We start from the raw sequence: 355 nt of genomic DNA, 5'->3' as shown, positions 1-355 counted from the left end.
TTGGGAATGCTGATCTCCAGGAAGCTGTCGTCGGCGTTGGACAGAGCCACCAGCTTGTAGTTGTCGCCCATGAGCTTCAGCGGAGCCGGCACGTCATTGTGGGCACCAAAGTTGCGTACAGTGTCAGCGAACTCTGCGCCCGCACCAGGGGTCGGCCCGATGCCAAAGAACTTGCATACCCGGTCAAAGGAATTCTGAAGGATCTCCTCGTAAGGCTTGTAGTCGCCAAGGACCTCGTCGAACCGGTACCCGCGGAAAACCTTCTTGAATGCAGGCCACTGCTCTTCAGGCAGACGGCCAGCGAGCAGCCGGCGGGTAGTGGAATCAGTATCCCAGTTGATCAGCGTGCCGTAGA

The 355-nt window shown here is 58.3% G+C and carries 1 protein-coding gene; it reads right to left on the bottom strand.

What is annotated here, in order from left to right; all coding sequences use genetic code 11:
* A partial coding sequence (locus AC5RUM_RS21510) for an HAD family hydrolase (RefSeq protein WP_494036854.1) occupies positions 1 to 355 on the bottom strand: 355 nt, incomplete at both ends.

Source organism: Arthrobacter sp. B2060 (assembly GCF_059090445.1).
Note: the sequence above shows the minus strand (reverse complement) of the source record. Positions and strands in the feature narration are given on the sequence as shown.